Genomic DNA, 9,711 nt, shown 5'->3' with positions numbered 1-9,711 from the left:
CGGCAATGTGGCGCAAAGGCTGGCCTATGCAACAGCCGTGGCGCCGCCCGTGGCCGCCACCACGCCGGATGCCGACACGATTCAGGCCGCCGTGGTTGCCAGTGCCGCCAACGACCGCATCGAGCGCTTTGCTTATGACCGGGCGAATCGCCAGGTTTTCCGCATCGATGCCGGCGGGGCCGCGACCGAAACCACGTTTGACGCCGCCGGCAATGCCGTGCAGACCCGGCGCTACGCAGCGCTGGTCGACGTGTCTACCTTGCCGGCCTTGGCTTCGACCTCCGCCGTCGCTCTGCTGGTGGTGGCCAACGCGGCGAACGACCGCGTGGAGAAACGCGCTTTCGACGCCAGCAATCGCCAGGTCTACGGCGTTGACGCCCTGGGCTATGTCCGCAAGACGGTGTACGACGGCAACGGCGCCATCAAGGGTGTGACCGAATATGCCTTGGCCATACCGGCAGCAACGGCCGGCACGGCCACCGCGATCGCAGGGGCCATCGTTGCTTCGGCCGCGAATGACCGCAGCAGCAGCTTCGTCTATGACGCCGCGGGCCGCCTGACCAGTAGCACCGATGCCCTGGGCTTCACCGAATCCAATACCTACAACGCCATCGGTGAAAAGCTCACGTTCACCAACAAGAACGGCGCCACCTGGAACTACGGCTACGACGCGGCCGGCCGTCTCGTCACCGAGACCTCCCCCCAGGTTGCGGTGACCGGCCTGCAGGTCAATGCCACGACCGGCCAGCTGGAAGTCAACCCCGCGCTCAGCGGCAACGCCAGCATCGTGACCCGCATGACGTACGACGCGCTGGGCAACCTGCTGTCGCGTACCGAAGCCTTGGGCCGCGCCGAAGAGCGCACCACCAGTTACGAGTACGACGCTGTCGGCCGCCAGGTCAAGACGATCTTTCCGCCGGTTTCGGTCTACAACGCTGCTGGCGACAACGTCACCGTCAACGGCGCCACCGGGCTTGCCACCCGCACTGAAACCCTGCAGACGCTGAGCAGCCAGACCACTTACGACGTGTTCGGCAATGCCGTCGCCAACCGCGACGTTGCCGGCGCCATGAGCTACAAGGCCTACGACAGGCTCGGCCGTCTCAGCTATGACGTCGATGCCCTCGGCTTTGTGACGGGCTATGCGCGCGACACCTGGGGCGAAGTCACCACGCTGACGCGTTACGGTTCGGCCACCACGCTGCTCACCGGCAACCCCGCGCGGCTCAGCAGCACGCAGATAGGCGCCGCCCTGGCCGCGGTCGGCTTCAGCCATAGTACCGACCGCATTCTGCTGACCGAGTACGACCGCCTGGGCCGCGTCACCAAGGTGATTGAGCCACAGGGCTACGCCTACGATTCAACAGCCACCGCGGGCGCGCAGTATTTCACCGCGGGCAAAACCACGCGCAACAGCTACAACGCCTTTGGCGACCTCAGCCGTGTCGCCTTGCTCAAGAATGCCGTCACCGACACGTGGACCGCGACGGAATACTTCTACGATGCCCGCGGGGGGCAGACGGCCATCGTCGATGCCCTGGGTTACCTGACGACCCAGGCTTTTGATGCAGCCGGCAATGTCGTGGACCGTACCGAGTACGCCAGCGCCATCGTGGGCTGGAACAGTTCCGTCGCCCACACCGCGGCGCCGGCTCCTGTTGTTTCCGCCAACGACGACCGCAAGACGACCTCGATTTTTGACCGCGGCAACCGCAAGCTGTCGGACACGCGCGTCAATGTGCTCTACAGCGTCTCTACCGCCAGCACTACCGGCGTGCGCGGGAACGCGGTCACCAGCTACCTTTATGACGCCGTCGGCAACAAGACGGCCACCACTGACGCCACCGGCGCCACCACTTACAGTTACTACGACGCGATGGGTCGCGTGACAGCGGTGGCCGAGCCCTCGCGCATCGACGTGGTCACGCCGGGCACCAACGTGGTCCTCACGCCGCTCACGCTGTTCCGCCGCGATGCCTATGGCAACGTGGTCAGCAAGGTGGAGCTCGCCAACGGCGCGGCAGTGGCGACCGCCACAGCGTTCACGCAGGGCGCGGCATCCGGCTCTGACCGTACGACGCTGGCCGCGTACGACCGTTCGGGCCATGCCACCCAGGTGACCGACGCACTGGGCTACAACCACTACAGCTCCTACGACGCGCACGGAAACATCGCCAAGGAGTGGCAAGCCGTCACCGGCAATGACGGCGTCGCCAGGACCAAATTCCGCGTCTACCAATATGACAAGCTGGGCCGCCAGACCCACGTCATCGATCCTGCCTCCACCACGGTGCTGCAGAGCGGCCTGACGACGGGGTTTTCCTCGGATACCTATACCTACGTTACCTATGACGAAAGCGGCGCCTATGCGCTGACAGGCGCCGGCAATAGCGCAACACTCGGCTGGTCGTCGCTGATTGACGCCGGCGGAGGCCTTGTGAGGGTCCAGCTGGATTACCAGACCGTGGCCGTACCCCAGTACATCGGCCGCGATGAAAACGGCGTTCTTCTTTTCGACGGCGGCTATTCCCACGCGGCCAGCGTGACGCGCGACTTCAATGCGGCCAATGCGGCTGGCGGCGTGACGCTGGCGTGGGGCAATGCCAGCTCCGTCGATGGCGGTATCTCGCAGCTGTTCACCATACGCGTGTGGCAGCAGGATGCGGTCGGCAATTGGGCCATGAAGTGGCAAGGCAGCCCCGCGCAGGCAAACGGCTCCGGCATCACCACCGTCAGCCAGGCGCAGGCCGGCGTGGTGGACACTGCGGTCGAATACAACGCTTTCGGCGAGATGACGCGCAAGGGCATCAATGGCGGGCGCGAAGAGTACTTCGACTACGACAGCGCCGGCCGTCTCTGGCGCACCAACAGCGGTGACGGTATCGCCAAGGTCTCTCTGTACGATTTGCAGGGTAACCAGACGGCCGATATCCGCAGCGCGGGCTCCGGCCGCGGCAACCTGAATCTGCTGGCGTATACGAGCGCTGACCAGGTAGCCGGCCTGGCCGATGTCCGGCGCACCGACGTGCAGTATGACGCGCTCGGCCACGTCACCCAGCAGCTCCAGGCCGAACGCCTGACAAGCCAGGGCGGTGTGGCCGTCCGTGCGAACCAGGCCAACGCGGGCATTGCCTCCGTTTCTTATCCCGCATACGACTGGAATGGCAACAGCACCGGCTGGTACGGCAGCAACAACGTCTACCTGAGCTGGTCGTCTCTGGCCAATCTCGGCGGTGGCGATATTCAGGTCACGATTGACTACGTGACCCAGCCCTACACCTACGTGTCGGGCCAGACCATGGTCTATGGTGAAGACGGCACGTATACCCCCGCTAAGGACGAATCCGGCAACGTCATTGGGACCAGCTCATATGTGGGCGCGGTCGCCTCCAGCATTACCCGCACATTGACCGGGGACCAGGCTCCCAGTGGCATGACCATGAGCTGGGTCGACTCCGGCGTGGTGGGTGGCCTTTCTGCCGTGACTCGCATGCGCCTGTACAAAAAAGATTACCAGGGCAACTGGCGGCTCATCACCGACCGCAGCAGTTTCGGCACCAACGGAAGCAGCATTGAGCTGACGGCGCCGACAGATGCGTCGACCACGCTGCAGCTGCAGTTGCGCCCGGCTGGCGCCACCACACCGGTTGAGACTGTCAGCCTTGTGAACTTCGGCGACGCACTGCGTTATGACGCCGGAACGCGTAACCTCGCGGCCTATGAATACCAGGTGCTGACAACGGTTTCCGGCGGTGCCACAACCAGCTCGGGCTGGTTGCCCGTGCCGGTGTCCGCGGCAACGGCGGGCACCAGCCAGTGGAGCCGGCCGGTCGTCAACCAGAAGACCGACCGCTGGGGCAATGTGCTCGAGATCAACGACCCGCGGGCCCCGGCCTGGAAGACCACCTACAGCTACAACGCCAACAACCAGATCGTGCGCCAGAGCCAGGCCGATACCGACGGAAACCAGAGCGCGGCCAGCCCTGTCACCGCCATTTACTACGACCGCATGGGCCGGCAACTGGCCATGACAGACGCGCGTGGCAACAGCAACCTGCAGGAGTTCGACGCCGCCGGCAACCTCGTCAAGGAAACCCATGCCGATGCCGGCGTGGTGAGTTACCGGTATGACGTTTTCGGCAACAAGGTGCAGGTCAGGGACGCGCGCGCGTTTGTGACCACCTTTAACTACGACAAACTCAACCGCCTGCTGAGCACCGTGCGGCCAACAGAGGCTGTTTACACCGTAGGCGCATCCAACTGGCTGGCGTATGTCAACACCCGCGCCATCACCGAGACCAGCACCTGGGACCAGGCGGGCCGCAAACTCACCTCGACCAATGGCAACAACGAGACACTGAGCTACGCCTACGACATGCTCGACAACGTCGTGGCGACCCGCCAGCCCCTGGGCCAAACCGTCAAGGCCACCTTCGACCTGCGTGGCCGCAAGTCGGCCGAGGTTGACGCCAACACCAACAGCGCCACCTGGAACTACGACTACTTCGGCCAGCTTTACAGCCACACCGACCTGGGCGGCGCCAAATTCACCTACACCTACGACAATGCGCGCCAGCTGGTTTCACAGACCAGCACCCGCGGCCAGAACCTGCAATACGCCTACGACGCTGCCGGCCAGCTGGTCCGTAACACTGACGCAGCAATGGGCAAGGTCACCACCTATGCGTGGGACCTGGGTGGCCATTCGGTACGCGAAAAAGTGGTGCAGGGTGGAGTGACCTACCAGGACAACTCCATGGCCTACGACGCGCTGGGCCGCTTGCGCTGGGTGGGCGACACCCGTGCCTTCATCAATCTGGAATACGACAAGATGGGTAACCGTACCCGTATCCAGACCCACGTCATCAATGGGGGCGGCGCGGTGGATGCAGACCGCTACTTCCAGTACGACGCCATGAACCGGCAGACCGTGGTCGATGCGGTAGATGCCGCCGGTAACCTGGGCACCACAGGCCACCGCATCACCTACGACGGCAGCGGAAACCGGATGAGCGACACCTACTATGGCAACCGTGTCACGTCCGGCCAGGTGGTTGACCATTACGACCCCATCTATGGCGGCATCCCCGTGCTGGATGAATCGGGAAATTACACCTACGACGAGTCAGGTAATCTGATCACGACCTGGGGCGTCGTCGGTTACACGCCGATTTACCGGACCGACTACTACGCCAACCAGGGCACCACCGTTGAGACGTACGGCTACGACGGCCTGAACCGTCTGATGGGCGTGGTGCGCGACGGTGTGCACCTGGACTATCGCTACTACGACGGAGCCGGCCGCGTTCTGCAGACGGGCCCCGCAGGCACCCTGCCGGTAGGCTATGTCAATGCCCTCACAGGCGGCGCATCAGGCGCCAGCGGCAGCGAAACCCGCATCAACCGCTTTGATGCCAACGGGCGCATGCTGTACCAGCGTGTGCTGCGCAGCGACAACGGCGCCAAGTACGACATCAACTACACCAGCTATGACGCCGCAGGCAATCTGCAAAGCTACGCGTTGCAGAACTACGAAGGCACGGCCTACACCAACTATTACAGCTACGCGCAAAACCGCTTTGACGGCTACAAGGAAGCCAGTGTCTACGGCACCAGCACCTACTTCTCGGCCGGCACCACCAGCAGCTACTACGACGTCAACGGCAACCTGACGGCCATCACCGACAGCACCAACGGCGCCGTCAACCGCAACTTCGTCAATGATGCTTCGGGCAAGGCCCTGTACACCGCCCAGAACGGCCAGGTTCAGCGCCAGCTCATCGTTGCGGGCGAAGTGCTGGGCCGCTACGGCAATGCCTCGAACGGCGCCAACGTGGTCGACTTCAACTTCGGCTACCAGCCCATCAACGGCAGCTATCCCAAGCCCAGCCCGGGCACCTACATCGTGGCGCCCAACGACACCCTGCAAAGCATTGCCAGGGGCGCCTACGGCGACAGCTCGCTCTGGTACCGCATCGCCGAAGCCAACGGCCTGGCCAGCGACAGCGACCTGAGGATAGGCCAGACCCTGACCATCCCCAACCGGGTCGGGACCATCAACAACAACGCCAATACCTTCAAGCCCTACGACCCGAGCGCGATCGTGGGCGACACCACGCCCAACCTGCCGACGCCTCCGCCGCCGGCGGCGCAGAGCGGCGATGACGGGTGCGGCTTCTTTGGGCAGGTGCTTGTCATTGCCATCGTCGTGGTGGCCGCTATTTATACCGCTGGCGCGATGAGCGGAACTGCGGGTGCATTTGGCGGGGGATTCGGCGGAACCATGAGTGCAGGTGTCAGCGTGATGGGCGGCGCAGGTGCAGGTGCTGCAGCAGTCGCGGGAAGTGCCCTAGGAACTATAGGTACTTTGGCTGTGGCTGGTGCGGTAGGCTCCATTGCGGGTCAGATCGCTGGCAACATTTTGGGTGTGCAGGATGGATTCAGTTGGGAGCAAGTTGCACTGGGCGCGATCAGCGGCGCCGTGAGCGGCGGTTTGCAGGGAATGAACATCACCGGCGCCACGGCTTTGGAGGGAGGTGCCGCAACCTTTGGCAATGTGATTGCCAGGGCAGCCATGGGCAATGCTGTGAGCCAGGGCATTGGTGTTGTGACGGGTCTGCAAGATCACTTTGACTGGAAGGGTGTAGCTGCCAGCGCAGTGGGCGCCGGTGTTGGTCAGGCGGTTAGCGGTGCGCTAGGCAAAACAGACATCAACCCGTTCGTGGCACGAGCCATTACCGGATTGGCCGCGGGTACGGCCACTGCCATCGCCCGGGGCGGCAAGATCGCCGTGCAGCAGATTGCGGCGGATGCTTTTGGCAATGCACTGGCGGGATCAGTCGCTGATTCTTTCGGGCAAGGCAGCGCTGGCAATGAGGGAGAGCAGGGTGCCGCGCTCAGTCAGGTGGCGCAGGAAAGTTTCAGGCGCAGCGAGATTAACGATCAAAACTGGGATGCGCGTATACAGACGGCGCTGGCCCGGTCTGGGCCTGGGCGCTGGGATGATGAAGTGCGGCCCTCAATGGGCGGCTTGTATGCGAAGACCTACGGTGGGGAAGTCCAGAGCGCTGCGGATCGGCTTAGCCTGAGCAACCGACAAGGACTCAGCAACAGCGAGTCCAACGTCATCAACACTGCGCAGACGCGTGAACTCAACCAACTACAGCGCAATACGACGGATTTGAAAGCGTTGTCAGCTCAGCTCTCGACGGAAAAAGCACTTAACAACATGCAGGCCATGGCTGATGCATACCGCGCAAGCGGCATGGGTGGCGCCACAGGTGACCCGTACGCCTCCTGGAGTGACTCACCAACTCTGCCGGAGGTGACAGTCAAAGAGCCGCGCATGACGCAGGCAGAAATGGACGAGTTCGATAGGGTAAATCCAAGCGGCGGTGGAGGAGCCGGAGTGCCGTCTGGGAATGGGTCCATTACGCCAATAGGTGATGTAGACGCCTTTTTTACGTTTAACCAGTTTGGCCGTGGAATGAAAGGATTTGGTGGCGCAGCGCTTGATGCGTGGCTTGCACTGCCTCGTGCGGGCGTTGGGCTGTATAAGTTGACTGGTGATGGTGGGGGGTATGCACGCAACGCTATTTCCCCGAGACGCAGTGTGCTTACCGGAGAGGTGTTTGCCTATCAGCCTGAGAGCGGACTGATTCAGAGCATTCAGAAAAATGGCGTCGCCGGTACGATTGGGCTTGGCATAACGGGAGCAGTACGTGGTGCGCCAGGTATCGGATTGATTGGAGCGCTCGGTGCGCCTAATAGGGACTGGGGCATAGTTGGCGGGCAAGTGTTCAACACGGCCGCTACGGTAGTGGCTATGGGAGCAGGTCGCGTTTCAAATACAACGATGGGGGAAAATAACGTAGTAATGAATTCGGGCGGTGACCGGTTGATTGGCACGATGGGCCCTGCCCGCGTCAATAATACCGCTGAGCTTAATGCCATCGTTAAAGACTTGAAGGAGAAGGGTGTCGATATCAGCTATCGCGAAGGGCAGTTTGCATATGGCCCCGCGCCGAGCGGTGGTCGCCCCGGCAATATCGTTTTTGACCCGAATTCATCTCTGTCCGCCATTAAGCACGAGTACGGACATTTCGTTGACGACGCGGCGTTAGGGTTTCCTGGTCAGCGCTATTACTATGAGAATCCTAGTGCACGTGTGGGAACGGAGCGGCGCCAGTATTTGGGTGAAATTCGTACAGCTAGGGAACTGGGTGATATCACGGCACGTCGGCAACTTATTGAGGACTATCTCGGTGAGAGAAAATATCTCATCGACAACTACTACACCAAGCCCTACGGCTCGAAGTGATGAGGACGCGAAATGTTACTACCTGAAAATCCCGAAAAAAGGTCAGGACTCTGGGATGCTGTAGCAACACAGTTGGCCGAGACCGCAATGTGCATCCTTATCAAGGATGGGGTTGGCAACCCTTTGGCGGAAGCGAAGGGACCGAACCGAGACGAGGCTGAGCTGGTCCTAGCTAGGCTTCGGGGAGCGGAAATTTGCCGTATTAGTGCGAATCGTGGCAGTGCAATTTCGCCGCATTTTGCGGGGAAACGTGAAGACGATACTGTTTTAGTTACCGAATTTCTGACTTCTCCATCTGAAGCTGCGTTGACGGTGGATAAAGAAAAGCTCAAGCGTGATCTGGAGACAGCAGTGATCAATTTGCTTTTTACGGAAGGTGGCGTGAACACTGTGCTCGTGCCATTACCTATGGCACCCTGGGCAATGCGGGATGCCGAGATTAGCTTGGTCCAGGAAGGGCTGATGTTCAGCAAACGGAGCTAGTTATGGCGCAGCGTACGGCCAAATGGACCCGGGCAATTTGTATGCTGAGGGCGCTTGACTGGTGCCCGTATCGTCTTTGTATCCGAATCGAACTCTTCGTATCTCATCCGTATCGCACCGTATCCTGTTCGTAGCATAGGCGGACTGGAAAAATTCAAGCTAGAACGCCATCGCCGACAGCTGGGTACCACCACCAGGTGGTAGCAGTCTCTTCCCTTAAGAGACTCTTCATCGTCGTAGTGCCGGTAAACCTGGTTGTGGGCCGGAAGCTTGACAGGCACAACGCGGCTCAGGGCAATCCGAGCGCATGCGCCGAGGGTGTCCAGTTGAAGCTTCAAAAACCACGCCTCAAGTGGCTCCCCAAGACAGGTTGACCTACTCATCGAATTTGCTATCAATTCAATAGCTGCTTGCGCATATCCCTATTGGTCTACAGCCATTATTCGCTTGAAAATCACTGATTTGCAGGTCGCCGTACGACGCTATGAGCCGACAGGCGGTTGAATGCCGTCGAACCTGACCCAGCGCGCGGCCAGACTCCAGCGCAATCCAACGCTCGCCGCCACGATAAACATTCTTCAGGGTGCCGGATGTATTGAGTGGGAGCCGTGGATTTCGAAGGCTCCCGACAAGTGCCTGTGTTCCTAATTAACCTAACTGGAGTTAAAAATGGGTGGAATTACCAAAGGTGGTCTTTTTGTTGGCAAAGACGAGTCATACATCCCGAGCAGGAAAGCCCAGGACGACGTGAACGAAGGCTGGTCGGTGACGAAGCGGCCTTATCGCTCAGCGCAGCAGGGCCAGACGGGCCAGGAAGAGATCGTTCCCGCTTCGTGCGACTCCTGCACTGCCTCCTGCTTTGTGGCCGGCAATCGCGTACTGATGGCCGACGGCTCCAGCAAGCAAGC

Annotated in this window: 3 protein-coding genes; all 3 read left to right on the top strand. The window is 61.2% G+C overall.

What is annotated here, in order from left to right; translation table 11 throughout:
* The first annotated feature begins 37 nt into the window (after positions 1-37).
* On the top strand, positions 38-8,320 hold the full coding sequence (locus tag AC1DZE_RS23165; protein ID WP_477700606.1) for a LysM peptidoglycan-binding domain-containing protein: 8,283 nt from the start codon (positions 38-40) through the stop codon (positions 8,318-8,320).
* Positions 8,321-8,332: 12 nt separating this feature from the next.
* Entirely contained in the window at positions 8,333-8,803 is a 471-nt protein-coding gene (locus AC1DZE_RS23160) for a hypothetical protein (RefSeq protein ID WP_477674235.1), read from the top strand.
* Positions 8,804-9,472: 669 nt separating this feature from the next.
* A partial coding sequence (locus tag AC1DZE_RS23155) for a hypothetical protein (protein ID WP_477700605.1) occupies positions 9,473-9,711 on the top strand: 239 nt, incomplete at its 3' end.

It is taken from the genome of Polaromonas sp. P1_F1 (genome assembly GCF_056405795.1).
The sequence above is the reverse complement of the archived record's forward strand: the minus strand, read 5'-3'. Positions and strand labels throughout refer to the sequence as shown.